Origin of the sequence: Hymenobacter metallilatus, assembly GCF_003944705.1 — a bacterium.
GTDB lineage: Bacteria > Bacteroidota > Bacteroidia > Cytophagales > Hymenobacteraceae > Hymenobacter > Hymenobacter metallilatus.
Map to the genome: position 1 here is coordinate 132,935 of NZ_RWIS01000005.1, position 17,349 is coordinate 150,283.

Here is a 17,349-nt window from a genome sequence, read left to right on the forward strand (position 1 = left end):
CTCTACGCTGGGAGGGGTAGCTGGGGTTGTGATGAGCCGGCCAGCTGTGCCCCCAAGCCACGCAAGCCCGGTTTTGCAGTATCTTGGAAATGAAATCTGGTGACACACACAACCTCATGCCCGACAGCGTATCTCCGGCCTCAGCACCGCTGGCCGCCCTGCCTTTTCCGTGGGTGCCGCGCTGGCAGACGCTGCTTTCGTCGCTGGCTATGGCCCGCCAGCCCATTGCCAACCTCAACCGGGTCCATGCCAATTACGGCGACACGGTGGGCCTGCACCTGGGCGGCATCCGGCCGTGCTACAGCACCCGCGACCCGACCCTGGTGCAGCACATCCTGCAGAAAAATCACCGTCGCTACCTCAAATCCGACCTTACCCATGGGTTGATCCGCTACATCGGGCGGGGGCTGCTCACCAACGAGGGCCCCGATTGGCTGCGGCAGCGCCGCCTGATTCAGCCGGGCTTTCACCGGCAGCGCCTGACCGGGCTTACCCACCTGATGCAGGCCGCCGCGGCCGGCTGGGTGCATGAGCTGCAAACCCGCACGGCCGCCGGGCCAGCCGTGGTAGATATTCACGAGGCCATGACGCGGGTAGCCTTCCGGGTTATTTCGCAGGCCACGTTTGGGGCCAGCATGAGCGACGCCGCACGGGACCGGCTGTCGGAGGTGCTCACCCAGATTCAGGCCTTCTACGTGCGCACCATCCGGCAGCCCTACCTGCGGCCCTGGCTGCAGGGCATTGGCAGCTACCAGCGCCACCAGGTGCTCAGCCAGGAGCTGCAGGAACTGGTGCGCGGCTACATCCGCCAGCGTCAGCAAGCCGGCCCCGGCACCACCCCGCCCGACGACCTGCTGCAAATGCTGCTGGATGCGCGCTACGAGGACACAGGGGAACCCATGACGGAGGAGCAGCTGGTGGATGAGGCAAATATCCTCTTGCTGGCCGGTCACGAAACCTCGGCCAATGCCCTAAGCTGGCTGTTTTACCTACTGGCGGAGCACCCGGCCGTGGCCACGCAGGTACGCACGGAGCTGGAGGCAGCTGGTTTGCTGCACCGGCCGGCCGGGTTCGAGGAGCTGGCCCGCCTGCCGTATGCTATGCAGGTAATTCAGGAAACCATGCGCCTTTACCCGCCGGCCTGGATTCTGGACCGGGTGGCGCTGGAAGACGACGAGTTTCAGGGCCGCCCGATTCCCAAAGGAACGCTGTTTTCGCTCTACCTCTACGGGTTGCACCGCCACCCCACGCTCTGGCCGGAGCCCGATGCCTTCCGGCCCGAGCGGTTTGCGGTCGGCGCCCAGCCGCCCGTACCGGCCTATGCCTACCTGCCGTTTGGGGGTGGCCCGCGCCTGTGCATCGGCAATCATTTTGCCCTCACCGAAATTCAGGTGGTGCTGCTGGAAACCCTGCGGCAGTTCAGCGTAGCGCCGGTTGCGGCCACTCCGGTGGCCCCCGTCCCGCTCATCACCCTGCGCCCCCAAACTGGCCTGCACCTACGGTTCGAGCGGCTAGGCTGATGAACGGGTGTAGAGACGCGACACTTCGCGTCCCGGCGCGTGCTGATGTTGTTTACCCAGATTCCTCGTTCCGCTCGGAATGACACTACTGGCGGATCGTTCTGGCGGGAGACGCGAAGTGTCGCGTCTCTACATCCGTTCAATGGTCCGGCTCCCGAAGACGCCACGTGAGGTCCGGGGCATTTCCCTATACTTGCCCGCTATGACGCATCCTCTGAGTTTGCTTGCTGCTCCACCCGCGCTGGTGCCCCCGCTCGAAACCCCCGACCTATTGCTGCGCGGGCCGCAGGTGTCCGATCTGCCGGAGTTTACGGCTCTGTCCAACGACCCCTCGTTTTACCGGTTTCTGGGCAACAAGCCGCAGAATGAAGAGGAGGTGTGGCGGCGGATGCTGGGGCAGCTGGGTCACTGGGCCTTTTTTGGGTACGGGGCCTGGTCCATCGAGGAAAAAGCTACTGGCCGCTACTGTGGCTCAGTTGGGTTCTTCGATTTTCAGCGCGACCTGAGTCCTTCCCTTAAAGGCACCCTGGAAGCCGGTTGGACTCTGGCTCCTCGCCTGCACGGCCGCGGCTACGCCACCCAGGCCGTGCAGGCGGCCCTGGCCTGGATTACGCCGCGCTTCCCGGCCGAGCGTATCACCTGCATCATCGACCCCGGTAACGTGGCCTCCCTGGCCGTTGCCCGCAAGTTCGGCTTCCACGCGCTGGCCCGCACCACCTACCACAACGAGCCTATTGTAGTGCTGGAGCGGGCCCGCTGAAACGGCCGCGGCCCTGCTCCTGTAGTACAGGAGCAGGGCCGCTTGGGAAGGGCTACGCAGCTTGGTGGCTCGCGGAAAAATAGGTGGTCCGGCTACTGCTTCACGAACTTCCGGGTCGAGGCGCGGCCTGCTTCTTCTAGCCGCACCTCATACAAGCCCGCGGCCAGCCCCGACACATTCACCAGCGGGTGTGCGGCGGTTAGTTGCTGGGTTAGTAACAGCTGGCCGGTGGGCGAATAGATGCGGGCCGTGGCCGGACCGGTAAAGTGGGCAAACCGCAGCTCCTGCGTAGCCGGGTTCGGGTACACCTCAAAGCGGCTGGCAGCCGTTGCCTTGCTTATCCCTGTTACGGCGGCCGGCAACAGCTCCACGTTATCCAGGCTGCACCAATTGCCTGCATTGGCATTCGACCACAGGCCAATTTCGCACTGTCCGTTCGTTACCTGAATGCCGGGTATCTGCACCTGGGTCCAGGTGGCGGCCACGGGCAAGGACAGGTTCTTTTCCGTGCCCCCGAAATTCTTGGCGTAAAGCTGGCAGGCCGTCTGGCCGCCGCCGTTCATCACCCAGGCCCGAAGCGTATACGTGCCACTGGGCAGGCCGGTAATCAGCTGGTAGGTGCTCACTTGGTAGGCCCCAGCCAGCCAGTGCGTGAGGCGGTAAGTACTGGCCTGGCCGTTGGTTTCGGTGTAGTCGGCGGCGTAGTTGGCAGCAGTACTGGCCCAGCTGGTCCAGCCGGCAGGAGTTTGAGTAGCGGCCCCATCGGCCTCAAAGCCGGGGTTAACGACGAAATTGGTAACGGGAGGAGGCGAGGTCGGCGTCACCAGAAAAGCGTTCAGGGCTGAAGTGGGGCGGCCGTTGCTGTTCCAGGCGCTGAGCTGGTAGCCGCTGAAGCTGCGGTAGCCCTGCGGCTCCCAGTAAAATACGCCCAGGCCCTTGCCGTTCGGCACACTGAATACGGCGTTCTGCACAGCCACCAGCATATCGTACACGTTCTGCGGAGCGTTGGCACAGTCGCCACCCACCTCGGCCACTACCACCTCCTTGCCGTAGCGGCTGGCCATATCCCGCAGGTTGGCCTGCAGGCTGCCGATGGATACGGTATAGTCCTGGTTGAGCCAGTAGGGGTAGTACGACATGCCAATCACGTCGTAGCGGCCCCCATTGGCCGTAAGCTGGTCGAAAAACCACCGAAACCGGGCGTTGTCGTTGCCTTTGTCAAGATGCACTACCACTTTGGAGGTAGGGCTGGCCGCCTTCACCGCGTCGTAGCCTTTGTTGATGAGCTGAGTGAGCTGTCCGAAGTTAGCAGTGCTGCCTTCAGGCCAGAGCATTCCGCCGGGTATTTCATTGCCTACCTGCACCCATTCCGGAGTTACCCCATTGGCCCTCAGTGAGCTGAGCACGGTGTACGTATGGTCGTACACATCCGTCAGCAGTTGGGCAAAGCTATGGTTGGCCCAGGCAGCCGGTTTGGTTTGCTGCCCCGGGTCGGCCCAACTGTCACTGTAGTGAAAGTCAATCATAATGCGAAACCCCAGGTTTTTAGCCCGCGTGGCCATGGTCACTACCTCGGCGGGGCTGCAGTGCCCGTTCACCCAATCCACCATGGAGGGGTTCACCCACACCCGCAGCCGGATGGAGTTGATGCCCTTATCCTTCAGAATCTGAAAGCAGTCCTGTTGCACGCCCTGGTCGTTATAGAACAGGTAGTTGTTGGCTTCCATCTGCTGCAGCCAGCTGGTATCGCCGCCCTTGGCGAAGGTTTGCGCATCAGCTGTCGAGGGGCGCAGCAAACCACCGCCGAGTAGCGTCAGGAGCAGCAAGGTCCGGCGCAGACCGGGCGGGAGTATCGGTAGGAGCATAGGGCGGTAGCTAAGCGGTGAGACACAATATCAGAAACCGAATTGCCAGGGTTTCGTTAGCCAAATATAAGCAAACGTTTGCATTCCTTTGGTCACTTATTGTTGTCTGCGTAGATAGCCAGAGTGTTGGGAGTAAATTATAGCAATACGTGCTTGCATGGCTGTATTTTGCCAGCCTAACGTATCATTGCTCTGCGCTGGCCAGTGGTGCCGGTGGGCAATGCATTACATTTTGGTTGAATAGGTGCGGAATTTTTACACAATCGTTTACGGTGTATCTTGCCCCGGCTTACGGCACGGCGTTGCGGTAACCGATGTACCTTTTATTTTCTGGGTGATATGAGTATGAGTATTGCACGACTGACTCTGCCGGGAGTACTGGCCGCTGCCTTGCTGGCACCAGTAGTGGGCGCTTCCGCCCAGACCCGGCAGGAACTGTTGCTAACCACGGGCTGGAAGTTCAGCAAGGGCGACCAGCCTGAGGCGGCCCGTCCGGATTTCAATGATGCCCGGTGGCAGCAAGTACGTGTGCCTCACGACTGGGCCATTACCGGGCCTTTCGATGGCAACAATGACCTGCAAACGGTAAGAATTGAGCAGAACCAAGAGCAGAAAGCCACTCAGAAAGCCGGCCGCACCGGCGGGCTGCCGTTTATTGGTACGGGCTGGTACCGGCGCGAGCTGAACATATCGGGCTTCGGGCCCGGAAAGCGGGCGGTACTGCTGTTCGACGGGGCCATGAGCGACGCCCACGTCTTTGTAAACGGCCGGGAAGTAGGGGCGTGGCCTTATGGCTATAACTCGTTCAGCGTGGACATAACCGATGCCCTGCGTCCTACCGGCCGTAATGTGCTGGCCGTACGCCTGCGCAACCAGCCGGAAGCTTCGCGCTGGTACCCAGGTGCGGGACTCTACCGCAACGTGCACCTACTCCTTACCCAGGACGTGCATATTCCTGTGTGGGGCACTTACCTCACTACACCCGAAATAAGTGCCGGTTCGGCTACCGTAAAGCTGCGCACGAAGGTGCAGACCCCCGGCAATGCTTTTCAGCCACTGCGGCTGGAAACCGATATCCGGGACGCAGCCGGCAAGGTAATTACCACTGTCAGCACTACCCTGGCCGCTGCCGACGGACAGCAGTTCGAGCAGCAGCTGGTGGTGCCTCAGCCCCGGCTTTGGTCGCCGGAAACGCCGGTGCTGTACTCTGCGGCCTCCAGGCTGTACGCGGGCAACACCCTGAAAGACGAGTACGTTACCTCCTTCGGCATCCGCTCCTTTCAGTTTGAAGCGAATAAAGGCTTTTCGTTGAATGGGCAGCCGCGCAAATTCAAGGGAGTATGCAACCACCACGACCTGGGGCCATTGGGGGCTGCCATCAACACGGCGGCCCTGCGCCGTCAGCTGACGTTGCTCAAAGACTTGGGCTGTGATGCCATCCGGACCACCCACAATATGCCTGCCCCGGAGCTGGTGCAGCTCGCCGACGAGCTGGGGTTTATGCTGATTGTGGAGTCGTTTGACGAGTGGAAAAAACCTAAAGTGAAGAATGGCTACAGCCAGTATTTCGACGAGTGGTCGGAAAAGGATTTGGTGAACATGGTGCACCATTACCGCAACAATCCATCGGTGCTTATGTGGAGTATTGGCAACGAGGTGCCCGACCAGTGGGCACCGGGTGGTGTAGCCATTGCCCGGCGCCTGCAGGATATTGTACACCGCGAAGATCCCACCCGCCCCGTTACGGCCGGCATGGACCAGTTTGATGCGGCTGTAAACAACGGCTTCGCGGCCCTGCTCGATGTGCCGGGCTTCAACTACAAGCCCAGCCGTTACCCCGAAGCCCGGGCCAAATTGCCCCAGGGCTTTATGCTGGGCTCCGAAACGGCCTCCACGGTGAGCAGCCGGGGGGTGTACAAGTTTCCGGTGGAGCTGGCTAAGCAGAAAAAATACCCCGACAACCAGTCGTCTTCCTATGACCTGGAGGCCTGCGTCTGGTCGCAGACGCCCGATGAGGAATTTGTGCAGCAGGATGCTTTATCGTACCTGATGGGCGAATTTGTGTGGACCGGCTTCGATTACTTAGGTGAGCCTACGCCCTACGATGAAGCCTGGCCCTCGCACAGCTCGTATTTTGGTATTTTTGACCTGGCTGGCTTGCCCAAAGACCGGTACTACCTCTACCGCTCCCGCTGGAACACGGCCAGCCCCACCCTGCACCTGCTGCCGCACTGGACCTGGCCCGGTCGGGAAGGACAAACCACGCCCGTGTTCTGCTATACCAGCTACCCGGCGGCGGAGCTGTTTGTGAATGGAGTAAGCCAGGGCCGCCAGACCAAGGGGCCATCCGACCAGCCCCAGACCCGCTACCGGCTGATGTGGAAGGATGTGAAATACGCACCCGGCCGCCTGAAAGTAGTAGCCTACGATGCCCAGGGCAAGGCTATGATGGAAGAGGAAGTACGTACCGCCGGCCAGCCCCATCACCTCCGGCTGGTAGCCGACCATCCTACGCTCACGGCCGACGGCCAGGATTTGGTCTACGTTACGGCCCGCGTGGAAGACGCACAGGGCACCCTTTGCCCCGATGCCACCAACGAGTTGCAGTTCACGGTAAGCGGGCAAGGTCAGTTCCGGGCCGTGGCCAACGGCGACGCCACCAGCCTGGAACCGTTTCAGCAGCCCCGTATGCACGCCTTCCACGGCCAGTTGGTGGCCATTGTGCAGGCTACCCAGGCGGGAGGAGCGGTGCAGGTAAAAGCTACCACGCCGGGGCTGCCAACGGCTATCCTGCGCCTGCAGTCAGCCCAGGCTACAGCTCACTAGTCAACTCTATCAGAAGCACGCCGGGCCCCAGCCAGTACCAGCTGGGGCCCGGCGTGCTTCTGGCAGGTCCTATTTATTGGCGCTTCCTGCCCCGGTCGAAGCATGTTGGCCGCCATGCTGTGGTGTAGAATGTGCCAGGGAAGTACTGTGGCCGGATCAGCAGGACCTGTACGGTGCGCATTGGCATCTGTGCTGATGCGGCTATTCCTCGCCGCTTATTACCGGTTTTTCGGCCGGCGCATTTAGGGTAGCCCCGGCGCTGGCCACCACAATGCACCCCACGGCCACCCATTGGCTAAGCGTCAGCCGCTCATTCAGCAGCAGCCACCCCGATAAGGCCGCCGCCACCGGCTCCAGGCTCATCAGAATGCTGAAGGTGCGGGTTGACAAGGACTGGAGCGCCTGGATTTCCAGGGAGAAGGGCAGTACGCTGGAGAATAGCGCCAGCAACCCGGCCAGCAGGAGCAAATGGGGCGTCAGGTGCAGCAGGCTGCCGCTGGCTATGCCAAACGGCAGCACCGGCAACGCGGCAAACAACATACCCACTGCCACGGCCCGGGGCCCCGGCAGTACGGCCGCCGTGCGCCGGCCCAGCACAATGTACACCGCCCAGCACAGTCCGGCCGCCAGCGCCAGGCCCATGCCCGGCAGATCAATGCCGTGGCCGCCCGGTGGGGTAATCAGCACAATGCCAGCACCGGCCAGCGCCACCCATACCACATCAACCCAGCGCCGGGAGCCCAGCAGCGCCAAGCCCAGCGGACCCACAAACTCCAGGGTAACGGCCAGCCCCAGCGGAATGCGCGCCAGGGCACAGTAAAACAGAAAGTTCATGGTGCCCAGCGCCAGCCCGTAGGGCACCACGGCCCGCCACTGCGCCGGCCGCAGCTCCCGCAGGTTTGGCCGTACCAGCAGCAGCAATACCAGCGCCGAGAGGCCAATGCGCAGGCTGGTGGTGCCGGCGGCTCCAAGCACCGGAAACAAGCCCTTGGCAATGGCGGCTCCGCCCTGCACGCTGAGAATAGCAAGCAACACCACCGGTATGGCAGGTAAGGAGAGTCGAAATCTGGACATGAGGGGACGGTTTCACCTGCGCAATTTCCGGCGTACTACTGCAACGGGCCTGCCTCCCGGTGGAAAGCAGGCCCGTTCCAATGCCAGAATGCTGGCTTGTTTACTCAGCCAGCAGTTGGTCGATGGTTTGGTTGAATTCGGCCACTTCCTGCTCGTAGTACTTGCCGGTGCCGGGACCGGAGTAGCCGGTGTGAATCTTGCGCACCTCGCCTTTTTTATCCAGGAAGATGGTAGTGGGGAAAGCCAAGACCTTCTGCACTTGTGGCAACGACTGGCTGGCCGCCTCCGAAGAAGCCTCGCCGGCAATGGCAATATCATAGCCCACATTCATGCGCTCTTTCATTTTCAGCAGCTTCTGGGCGGCTACTTTCTGGTCGGTGGTGCGCTCATAGCCCAGCCCGATGATTTCCACCCCGCGCTGCTTGTTCTTCTCGTACCAGGGGGCCAGGAAGTTGGTTTCGTCCATGCAGTTGGGGCACCAGGAGCCCAGAATCTGCACCACTACCACTTTGCCCTTGTATTTGGGGTCGGAAGGGGAGATGCTGCCACCTTCGTAGATGCTGGGGAACTTGAAGTCGAGCTTTTTCTGGCCGGGCTTCATACCGGTCAAGGCGTTGGCGTCGGGCAGTTTGGCGTTGGGGTCCAGCACGGCGGTCCAGGTGGAGTGGCCTTTTTTGCCGCTGTAGAAGTGGCCTTGCAGGGTGTTGCCCGACTTCTTCGCGGTAAACAAAAAGCCGTGGCTACCATCAAAGGTTGTGAGCTTTAGCTGGTCACCTTCGGTTTGGCCTACTAGGTAGCGGTAGTCGCCGGTAGTGGTGAGGAAAGTGCCCGTAACAGTGGAGCCTTTCTGCTCAAACACGCCTATAGCTGGCGTCACGTCGCCTTCAGTCCCTTTAAAGTCGACTTTCCAGGTACCAGCGAAAGATTGAGGCTGTGCCGTTGGCGTAGGATATTGTTTCTCACCCTTCGTTGCCGCAAACGGCACGCGGTAGGGCTCCTTGCCGTCGTACTTCACCCAGGTGCCTTTCAGCTTATCGGTGCCATCAGGGCGCACCACCAAGGCGGCGTCGAATACGCCCAGGCGGATGGTGGTGGAGTCGCCGGCCGTGCTGATTTCGTCGAGCTTCAGGCGTTCCTCGCCGTTGCGCAGCGTGACGGTGGGCTTGCCGCCGTCCTGGGCTACCTCAAACAGAAACGGAATTTCCTGGCCCTGGGCCGAAAGCACGCCCCGCCAGGTGCCGGCCGTAAGGGCCGGAGCCGCATTGGTAGCAGCGGCATCGGTAGCTGCCGTGTTTTCAGAAGTGGTGGAATTGGACTGACAGGCCACCGCGGCCAGCGCGAGTCCGGCCCCGGCTACGGCCTTGCGTACTGCAATGGCTACGGGCATGGTGAAAAAGTTACGTGAGTTCGGGGCTAAACTACGGCCGGCCCCTGGTTGTTTACAACTCAAGGCCGTTGCGGCCGGCCAGCAAATGATTTTACGTGTCATCCTGAGCAGAGCGAAGGACCTTATCACCCATGAATAAGTCGTTCGATATTAAATCAGACGTGATAAGGTCCTTCGCTCTGCTCAGGATGACAGTATCGTTACGTTTGCCCAAGCTGCAACAATTCCGCCACTATCCGTTAGAATGATTCTAAATGAGGTGCCGGGACGGTGGCAAAGGCCCGAAAAGTTGGGCTGCGCAACAGCCGGTACCTATATTTGCGTACCTGCTACCAGCAGGTTCGTTCTCTCCACTTTTTCCATTTCGCATTATGGCGTTTGACTTAGAAATGATCAAGGCCGTGTACGATGGCATGGGCTCCCGCATTGAAGCCGCCCGTACCGCCGTTGGCCGCCCGCTTACCCTGACTGAAAAAATCCTGTACGCTCACCTGTACGGCGGCTCTGTTTCGCAGGCGTATGAGCGGGGCGTTTCCTACGTCGATTTCGCTCCGGACCGCGTAGCCATGCAGGACGCTACGGCCCAGATGGCGCTGTTGCAGTTCATGCAGGCCGGCAAACCCAAAGTGGCCGTGCCCAGCACCGTGCATTGTGACCACCTCATTCAGGCGGAGCGCGGCGCCGACCAGGATTTGGCCGTGGCCAACTCCGAAAATAAGGAGGTGTACGACTTCCTGGCCTCGGTTTCCAATAAGTACGGTATTGGCTTCTGGAAGCCCGGCGCCGGCATCATTCACCAGGTGGTGCTCGAGAACTACGCCTTCCCCGGCGGTATGATGATTGGCACCGACTCGCACACGCCCAACGCCGGCGGCCTCGGCATGATTGCTATTGGCGTGGGCGGGGCCGATGCCGTGGACGTGATGTCGGGTATGGCCTGGGAGTTGAAATTCCCCAAAGTAATTGGTGTGAAGCTGACCGGTAAGCTCTCGGGCTGGACGTCGGCCAAGGACGTGATTCTGCGCGTAGCTGGCATCCTGACCGTAAAAGGCGGCACGGGAGCCATTGTGGAATACTTCGGCGAGGGCGCCAACGCCCTGTCGGCCACCGGCAAAGGCACCATCTGCAACATGGGCGCCGAAATCGGGGCTACCACCTCGGTGTTCAGCTACGATGAGAAAATGGGCGACTACCTGCGCGGCACCGGCCGCGCCGAAATTGCCGACGCCGCTGCGGCCGTAGCCGCCCACCTGCGCGCCGACGATGAGGTGTACGCTGATCCGAAATCGTATTACGACCAGCTCATCGAAATCGACCTGAGCACCCTGGAGCCCTACGTGAACGGCCCGTTCACCCCGGACGCCGCCTGGCCGATTTCGGAGTTTGCCGCCGCCGTAAAAGAGCACAACTGGCCCGCCAAGCTGGAAGTAGGCCTCATCGGCTCTTGCACCAACTCCAGCTACGAAGACATTACCCGCGCCGCCAGCATTGCCAAGCAGGCCGCCGACAAGGGCCTGACCGTGCAGGCCGAGTACACCGTAACGCCCGGCTCGGAGCTGGTGCGCTACACCGTGGAGCGCGACGGCCTGCTCGATACCTTCGCCCAGATGGGCGGGGTGGTGCTGGCCAACGCCTGCGGGCCGTGCATCGGGCAGTGGGCCCGCCACATGGACGACATGAAGCGGCCCAACTCCATCATCACCTCCTTCAACCGCAACTTCGCCAAGCGCAACGACGGCAACCCCAACACCCACGCCTTCGTGGCCTCCCCCGAAATCGTGACGGCTTTTGCCATTGCCGGTGACCTGACCTTTAACCCCCTCACCGATACGCTGACCACCAAAGACGGCCAGCAGGTGAAGTTCGACGAGCCCCAGGGCATTGAAATGCCGCCCCGTGGTTTCGCCGTGGAGGATGCCGGCTTCCAGGCGCCCGCCGCCGATGGCTCGGGTGTGCAGGTACTCGTAGACCCCGCTTCCGACCGTTTGCAGCTGCTCGACCCCTTCAAACCCTGGGAAGGCACTGACCTGAAAGGCTTGCGTCTGCTCATCAAGGCCCAGGGCAAGTGCACCACCGACCACATCAGCATGGCTGGTCCCTGGCTGAAATACCGCGGCCACCTGGACAACATCAGCAACAACATGCTCATCGGGGCCATCAACGCCTTTAATGGCGAAGCCAACTCGGTGAAAGATGAGCTGACCCAGGGCACGCCTTACTCGCCGGTGCCGCAGGTAGCCCGCAACTACAAAGCCCAGGGCATTGGCTCGGTGGTAGTAGGCGACGAAAACTACGGGGAAGGCTCCTCGCGGGAGCACGCCGCCATGGAGCCCCGCCACCTGGGCGTGCGCGCCGTGCTGGTAAAAAGCTTCGCCCGCATCCACGAAACCAACCTGAAGAAGCAGGGGATGCTGGCCCTGACCTTCGCCAACAAGGCCGACTACGACCTGATTGAGGAAGACGACACCATCGACATCCTCGGCCTGACCACCTTCGCCCCCGGCCAGCCCCTGCAGGTGCGCCTGCACCACGCCGACGGCGACACCGACCTGATTACGGTGAACCACACCTACAACGAGGGTCAGATTGAGTGGTTCAAAGCCGGCTCGGCCCTGAACCTGATTCGCCTGAAAGAGTCGGGCCAGGTAGCTTAAGCTGCCGGTACGCTACAATAGAAACGGCCGCCTTCCCGGATAGGGGAGGCGGCCGTTTTTGTGGAATTTACTGTGTAGTGGCATCAGAGTGAAAATCATCTTTTATCACCATGCGCACCTTTTATATGCTGAGCTTTTTACTGCTGTTTCTCGTAGCACAGGCCGTAGCCCAACGGGTACTGCGAGGTACTGTAGTGGACAAAAGTACCGGGCAGGGAATACCGGGAATAACTGTACTCGCTAGGACGGATATTGGCACCACTACCAACTCCAATGGCACATTTAGCATTAGAATATCCGGAGACACGGCAACTCTGTGGGTGGGCGGTTTCGGCTTCGTTGCGAGGCGCGTGCGTGTGGTGGCAGGTGACACGAGCGTATCCATCCGGCTTGCTACCAGTTGTACCGTAGACTATTTCTACCGCCCGTACGTCGGTATATCTGTCAACAGCGGCCTTCGGTATACTCCACTGGGTGGACAACTGACCTTGTTTCGTCCCAACCTGTGGGCCGCCGAGCACATGCAGCCGGCGGGTCGGCTGGAATTACTATACCGGCGCGGGCCGCGCACCACGTACCGGGCCGCTACGGTAGCAATTGATGAGTTGGTAGCCACTTGCCAGGTGAATATAGATGTGGCGTTGCAGCTAGAGCAGCTGAAAGGGCCGCAACCCGACAACCAGTTTGAGCGGCGAAGCGCAGGAATCAACTTTCAGCACGATGCTGGTTTCAGGCCCTTTCCCGTGTGGGTGGCGGTCGGCCAGGCTCGGGGCAGGGGAGAGGAAATTAGGGGTTGGCGTACCGGGCTGGAACTGGGAACTGAAAGGGAAGTAAGAATTAGTCAAAAACGCGCGGTAGAGGTAGCCGGGCGGGTAGGGTGGTGGCAGACTGTCTGGCAGTGGCAGAGTACTGTGTCTTGGGTAAGCTATAAGTACATAGCCGCAGCGACTTATCAGCGGATTGGAGCCAGCTACCAGGAAATCAGTGTGCGGCTGGGAATACAGCTCACGCCGCCTCACCATAAACACGGAGCGAATTAGAAGCAGAGGTAAAGCAAAGCAGCATGCAACGATTCTCCACGCGGCAGGCTCTGCATAGAAACGACAACCATTCGAAACTCTATGAAACAGATAGTTACGCTAGTAGGAAGTGCCCTGGCCGCGTTGGCCCTGAGCGGTTGCGTTACCTGTGCAGGCGACACAGAACCATGTCTGGACACTGATATACCCATCACCAGCCTCGAGGCAACTTACGGCTGTACCAACACGCCCCGGCAGCTCAGTACCAGTCTGAACCAGACGTACACCGTCATCCGGAATCAGGCCGACTTCGACCGGCTGGTAACCGGCAGCTGCCACCCCCAGATTGACTTTACGAAGTACGACCTGGTGATTGGCAACAAAGGCTCGATGAGTGGCAGCTCCACCATCAGCTACACCTACCTGCGCCAGTGCGAAACCGATAAGCTGATATTGCTGGTAACCTTCCGCGCGGGTCTTACCAACGACGCGCCCATCCTGACCTATCATGCGCTGGTGCCCAAGCTGGCCCCGGCCGAAACGGTGGAGGTGAAAGTAGAAATGAAAACCAATTAGTTGGTTGAATATCAAATACCAGAAAAATGGCTGCCCTTCCGAAGTGGGAGAGGTAGCCGTTTTTTTGTTGCTTTACGCACCCGTTTCTTCCGCCCCGATGCCGCGTTTCGCCGGTTGTTTGCTGCTTCTTCTGCTTGTGTGCGGCACTGCCCGGGCCCAGCGCACCTATCTGGTCGACGACTTCTCACCGGCTTACTTTGGCAAAATCTACCTGGCTGATACGGCCGCAGTATTCAACCCCGGCTGGGTGGCGGTGTACGACCGGAAAACCCGCCGGCAGGTGCTGAAAGTAGCCTCGGAGGAGCTGGCGCTGAGCCTGCACCACGGCCGGGCCCTGGCCAATGTGCAGGAGCTGCCCTACGGCGAGCAAAGCCTGATTATCAGTGAGGATTTCAACTTCGACGGGCGTCAGGACCTGGCCCTGGAAGACGGGCAGAACAGCTGCTACCACGGTCCTTCGTTTCAGGTGTACCTGGCCACGCCCACCGGCTTTGCGCACAGCGCGGCCTTCACCCGGCTGGCCCAGGAGTACTGTGGCATGTTCCGGACGGATGCCAGGGCCAGGCGGCTGAGTACCATGACTAAAAGCGGCTGTTGCTGGCACGAGGTTGCGGAGTACGTAGTGAAGAACAATGCCCCGTTTCAGGTGCACCGGGTTGAGGAGGATATGATGCAGTACCCATTCGGGACCATCACCGAGGAAACCTGGAACGGCCAGCGCACCGTGACGCACACACGCCAGACGGTGGACCTGGCCGCCAACAACGTGCAAGTGCTCGGCAGCGCGCCGCTACCCGAAACCCACCGGCGCATCGTGCTGTTCACCACCGACGGCACCACCCTGCACTACGCCCTGCTCCGCCCCGATGGCACCGTGGAGTTCCGCTACCCGGGCCCCGGTACCGACGAGGCCCCGTTTGAGCTTACCTGTGGCTTGGCCGTTACGACGCTGAAGTTCCGCAACCACGGGGCCGTGTACCGGTTCCGGGAAACGGCGGCAACGCCCGTGGCGCTGGAAGTGCAGAATGGGCCAGCTAAGCGGGTTCTCTACACTCCTGACTCGACCCGGGCGTTTTTGCAGCCCCTGCGCACCCTGCCGCTGGAAAACGTGCGCAAGCAGTGAAGCCGTTTAGAAAGTTAAAAGACCGTCATGCTCTATCTGGCGTCCGCTTGTCGAAGCATCTCTACCTCTGACTAACCTCTGACATGTGGCCGAAGCGGTAGAGATGCTTCGACAAGCGGACGCCAGATAGAGCATGACGGTCTGATTGGTTCTGCCAGACTTCCTAAACAGCTTCATAATCTGATAACGGTCTTTTCTGGCAAACCGCCCGCGTAATTGGCAGCGCCTTCCTTCGGCTCCTCGGCTCCGCCCGGTAGGGCGTTCTGTTGATTTCCTGACTAGCTTTGATAGATGAAAGGATGGCTTATCTGGGTGTTGGGGCTGGTGCTGACGACCTTTTCCGCCCGGGCGCAAACCACCCAGCTGGATACCCTGTACGAGCGGGCCCTGGCCGGCAGCCGCCCGGCGCTGACGCGGCTGGTGCGCCTCACCCGCAGCTATCAGCGGGTGCACTACTACATTGGCCGGCACCAGCGGAAAGGGCGGCTGGGAAATTTGGCCGCCGGTAATCTGCAAAGTCTGGTGGTGTTTTCTGCCCCCGAGCTGCCGGGCTGGCCGCTGGATTTTTCGCGCAATCATCTGGCCCTGGTGCGCCGCCGCCTGCCGGATTTGCGCTACTTCCTGGAGTACCAGCAGTGGGGACTGAGCCGGCTGGAAGATGACTCCAGCAGCATCTATCATCTGCGCCTACTACCCGCTGGCCAGTGGGTTTCTAAAGTAAAGCCACCAGCGGCTTTGGCCTACGCAGCGGGAGAGGGACGGCGGCTGGATTCGTTATGGCAAATTCGTAGCCCGTTGCTGCTGCGAGAGCTACCTCGCTACGCCTATTGGCACCGGCAACACGGTTTCCTCTCGGATGACCTGGTTGCTTTTATGGAGCAGGCCACCGGCCTACAGGTCGGCGTGCTGAATTACACTGCCGACACCGTGTACGCCCTGGGATATGACTACCACGATGTAGCGTTGCGCAACTACACGGTTTTCTGGGCTCGGCACTATCAGCAGTTCCGCTGGAATCCGCAGCTAGGTCGTTTTGAAGCACCGGCCCTGCCCATCCGGCCGCGCTCCACCGTTCAACTGCTGCTCGACCAGATTGTCAGCCCCGATTCGGCCACGGCTTTTCGGGCCTACACTGCCTTCATCGAGCAGAATATTCGGGTGCCCTGGAAAAAAGGACCTGAACTATTTAGCTTTTTCCCTAACCGAGCTTTACCAAGTCGCTGGGAGCAGTTTGTGCACGGCAAGCAGGCCCTGCGCGCCTACCTGCGCCCAGGCAACCTGCCGCTCACGCTGCCCCCGCTGCTGCTCCAGCAAAGCCAACAGCTGCTGCAGCCACTGCCTTTCGGGCAACGCTACCAGCTGGAAAACCAGCTGATGCGCCAGCTGAGCCTGGAAACTATTACCGCTTTTGAGTTGACGATGCTGGACTACCAGCGAAACGAGGCGGCGCAGGAGTCGGTGGGGCGCATTCTGGATGTGTGGTATTCCCGGCACTGGCCGGAAGTAACGGGCACTGAGCGGGCACTGGGCCTGTATCTGAAAAAAATACGGGTGTATGATGACCTAGGCATCGTGGGCATCAGCAACAACTTCATCTATAAGCTGAATACCCTGCGCGGGCAACCGCGCCGGATAGTGCGCCACCTGCGGGCCACGGCCCCCGACGCGGCGGTGCGCCAAACCGCCCGCCAGGCATTGCGGCCCCACTGGTCCTACCGCGCCCGGCGAACGTTCAGCCGGGTCCGGCCCACCTCCGTGCCGGCCAAGCTCTACAACGCCGATAGTCTGCGGCAGGTGCTGCAAGGGCTGGGGCTGGACGTGTATCCGGCCGGGCAGCTTGATGTGGCGCGCGTGGATACCGCCCTGAAATACGACGCCCCGATTGGGTTCGTGGGCGGCCTCTCATGCCGCACTACCACTTTGCAGCCCCTCATCCGCCTGCTGGAGGCCCACTTCCGCACCGACCTAAGGTTCGGTCCCGCTTTCGGCGACTGGCGCATGTCGGGCTCCCCCTCCGTGGTGCACCGGGCGCGGGCGTGGCGCTGGTACCTACGCCGCCAGGAGCTACTGGGCAAGGATACCGCCCCCATTTCCTTCGTGCAGAAAAACAGCTTCCGCCGCCACTCGCCCGCCGGCACCTGGAAACGGAAGCTCCGCCGGTTCACGCGCCGCCTGTTTCACTAAGGTGTGTAGACAGTCAGTAAAAAAGTGTCAAAAAGGCCGTCATGCTGAGTGGAATCGAAGCATCTCTACCTCCGACTAATTATTATCACCGCAACGAAGCGGGAGAGATGCTTCGACAAGCGGATGCCAGATGAGCATAACGGCCTTTTATCTGACTGTCCACACACCCTAGCCTCAATGGCCTCCTGAGCAGTCCGGCGGGCCCGCCGCTGCGCTACTTGTGCCGCCTGGTTTTCCAGTGGCCTTGTGCACCAGGTAAGATTGTCGGGCCGGTTGGGAGGAAATACGGACTTTACAGGCGGAGTATGGTTCTTTTTGCTGTGTAAGAAGCACACCTGCTGAAACGTAGTTGTGTAGACTT

11 protein-coding genes are annotated in these 17,349 nt (G+C 60.7%); 8 read left to right on the forward strand and 3 right to left on the reverse strand.

Translation table 11 applies throughout. From position 1 onward, the window contains the following. The first annotated feature begins 89 nt into the window (after window positions 1–89). Both EI290_RS09260 and EI290_RS09265 read left to right on the forward strand, forming a co-directional pair. On the forward strand, window positions 90–1,520 hold the full coding sequence (locus tag EI290_RS09260) for a cytochrome P450 (RefSeq protein ID WP_125428975.1): 1,431 nt from the start codon (window positions 90–92) through the stop codon (window positions 1,518–1,520). A gap of 202 nt (window positions 1,521–1,722) precedes the next feature. Continuing rightward, complete coding sequence (locus EI290_RS09265) at window positions 1,723–2,280, forward strand: GNAT family N-acetyltransferase (RefSeq protein ID WP_125428977.1); 558 nt, start codon at window positions 1,723–1,725, stop codon at window positions 2,278–2,280. Between the two features lie 92 nt (window positions 2,281–2,372). Here the strand turns inward: EI290_RS09265 and EI290_RS09270 are convergent, their stop codons facing one another. Next, a complete protein-coding gene (locus EI290_RS09270; protein WP_125428979.1) occupies window positions 2,373–4,145 on the reverse strand; it encodes a glycosyl hydrolase 53 family protein in 1,773 nt (590 codons plus the stop codon). A 345-nt stretch (window positions 4,146–4,490) separates the two neighbouring features. Here EI290_RS09270 and galB point away from each other — a divergent pair, with 345 nt between their 5' ends. Next, the gene (gene galB / locus EI290_RS09275) at window positions 4,491–6,971 is read left to right on the forward strand and encodes a beta-galactosidase GalB (RefSeq protein ID WP_125428980.1); all 2,481 of its coding nucleotides are present in this window, start codon (window positions 4,491–4,493) and stop codon (window positions 6,969–6,971) included. A gap of 201 nt (window positions 6,972–7,172) precedes the next feature. On the opposite strand, the gene EI290_RS09280 is transcribed toward galB, so the two are convergent. After that, the gene (locus tag EI290_RS09280) at window positions 7,173–8,045 is read right to left on the reverse strand and encodes an EamA family transporter (protein WP_125428982.1); all 873 of its coding nucleotides are present in this window, start codon (window positions 8,043–8,045) and stop codon (window positions 7,173–7,175) included. 100 nt (window positions 8,046–8,145) lie between these two features. Next, window positions 8,146–9,432, reverse strand: coding sequence for a TlpA disulfide reductase family protein (locus tag EI290_RS09285; RefSeq protein ID WP_125428984.1), 1,287 nt, complete (start codon window positions 9,430–9,432; stop codon window positions 8,146–8,148). A 371-nt stretch (window positions 9,433–9,803) separates the two neighbouring features. Between EI290_RS09285 and EI290_RS09290 the strand changes: the two genes are divergently transcribed. The 5 genes from EI290_RS09290 (at window position 9,804) to EI290_RS09310 (ending at window position 16,988) form a co-directional block, all read left to right on the forward strand. Beyond that, the gene (locus EI290_RS09290) at window positions 9,804–12,086 is read left to right on the forward strand and encodes an aconitate hydratase (RefSeq protein ID WP_125428986.1); all 2,283 of its coding nucleotides are present in this window, start codon (window positions 9,804–9,806) and stop codon (window positions 12,084–12,086) included. A gap of 125 nt (window positions 12,087–12,211) precedes the next feature. After that, window positions 12,212–13,126: a carboxypeptidase-like regulatory domain-containing protein gene (locus EI290_RS23000; protein ID WP_394343528.1), complete on the forward strand. Its 915-nt coding sequence runs from the start codon at window positions 12,212–12,214 to the stop codon at window positions 13,124–13,126. 81 nt (window positions 13,127–13,207) lie between these two features. Next, a complete protein-coding gene (locus EI290_RS09300) occupies window positions 13,208–13,681 on the forward strand; it encodes a hypothetical protein (protein ID WP_125428990.1) in 474 nt (157 codons plus the stop codon). A 97-nt stretch (window positions 13,682–13,778) separates the two neighbouring features. Further along, a complete protein-coding gene (locus EI290_RS09305; RefSeq protein WP_125428992.1) occupies window positions 13,779–14,804 on the forward strand; it encodes an XAC2610-related protein in 1,026 nt (341 codons plus the stop codon). Between the two features lie 291 nt (window positions 14,805–15,095). Further along, window positions 15,096–16,988, forward strand: coding sequence for a hypothetical protein (locus EI290_RS09310; RefSeq protein WP_125428994.1), 1,893 nt, complete (start codon window positions 15,096–15,098; stop codon window positions 16,986–16,988). Window positions 16,989–17,349: the final 361 nt, after the last annotated feature.

What these genes read in the sequence shown, in the direction of transcription:
- EI290_RS23000 (WP_394343528.1), top strand. Translation starts at nt 12,212, where the DNA reads ATGCTGAGCTTTTTACTGCTGTTTCTCGTAGCACAGGCCGTAGCCCAA.
- EI290_RS09285 (WP_125428984.1), bottom strand. Translation starts at nt 9,432, where the DNA reads ATGCCCGTAGCCATTGCAGTACGCAAGGCCGTAGCCGGGGCCGGACTC.
- galB (WP_125428980.1), top strand. Translation starts at nt 4,491, where the DNA reads ATGAGTATTGCACGACTGACTCTGCCGGGAGTACTGGCCGCTGCCTTG.
- EI290_RS09265 (WP_125428977.1), top strand. Translation starts at nt 1,723, where the DNA reads ATGACGCATCCTCTGAGTTTGCTTGCTGCTCCACCCGCGCTGGTGCCC.
- EI290_RS09280 (WP_125428982.1), bottom strand. Translation starts at nt 8,045, where the DNA reads ATGTCCAGATTTCGACTCTCCTTACCTGCCATACCGGTGGTGTTGCTT.
- EI290_RS09305 (WP_125428992.1), top strand. Translation starts at nt 13,779, where the DNA reads ATGCCGCGTTTCGCCGGTTGTTTGCTGCTTCTTCTGCTTGTGTGCGGC.
- EI290_RS09260 (WP_125428975.1), top strand. Translation starts at nt 90, where the DNA reads ATGAAATCTGGTGACACACACAACCTCATGCCCGACAGCGTATCTCCG.
- EI290_RS09290 (WP_125428986.1), top strand. Translation starts at nt 9,804, where the DNA reads ATGGCGTTTGACTTAGAAATGATCAAGGCCGTGTACGATGGCATGGGC.
- EI290_RS09300 (WP_125428990.1), top strand. Translation starts at nt 13,208, where the DNA reads ATGAAACAGATAGTTACGCTAGTAGGAAGTGCCCTGGCCGCGTTGGCC.
- EI290_RS09310 (WP_125428994.1), top strand. Translation starts at nt 15,096, where the DNA reads ATGAAAGGATGGCTTATCTGGGTGTTGGGGCTGGTGCTGACGACCTTT.
- EI290_RS09270 (WP_125428979.1), bottom strand. Translation starts at nt 4,145, where the DNA reads ATGCTCCTACCGATACTCCCGCCCGGTCTGCGCCGGACCTTGCTGCTC.